Here is a 504-nt window from a genome sequence, read left to right on the forward strand (position 1 = left end):
ACGATCTTGTCGGAGGGCCAGTCGATGCCGGCGGCGAACTCCGTGAGGTCGGCGCCGGCGATGAAGACGCCCGGCTTGGCCGACGCGATCACCAGCCCCGCGGCGTCGCCCGCGGCGTCGACCTCGTCGAGCCGCCCGGCGATCTCGTCCATGACCCGCTCGGAGAGCAGGTTGGCCGACTTGCCCGGCAGGTCGAGCGTCACCAGCGCGACGCGCCGGTCGGAATCCGTCCCCGCGCCGGAGGGCAGGGGCAGCCAGTCCAGCCGCGTCGCGCCGTCCGCCATCCGCGCGGGAGCCCAAACCTTTACTGCGGCGGGCTTCGCAGACACGTCCGAGCCCGAGGCCCTGACGCTCGAGGGTATCGCCACTCTCAAGGAGGAGTTCCGTCTCGCCGCGGAGGCGGCCAAGGCTGTCGGCTTCGACGGCGTCGAGATCCATGCCGCGAACGGATACCTCCTTGACCAGTTCCTGCAGGACCAAAAGAACCAGCGCAACGATGCCTAT

At 70.0% G+C, this 504-nt stretch carries 1 protein-coding gene and 1 pseudogene; one reads left to right on the forward strand and one right to left on the reverse strand.

The annotated features are described in order from the left end of the window. Nucleotides 1-203: hypothetical protein (locus AAFX79_13900; protein ID MEO1009648.1), on the reverse strand; the 203-nt coding region annotated here is incomplete at its 3' end. A 64-nt stretch (nucleotides 204-267) separates the two neighbouring features. Here AAFX79_13900 and AAFX79_13905 point away from each other — a divergent pair. Beyond that, a pseudogene (locus AAFX79_13905) lies at nucleotides 268-504 on the forward strand (alkene reductase).

The sequence above is a fragment of the Planctomycetota bacterium genome (genome assembly GCA_039819165.1).
In the GTDB taxonomy this organism is placed as follows: Bacteria; Planctomycetota; Phycisphaerae; order Phycisphaerales; family UBA1924; genus JAHCJI01.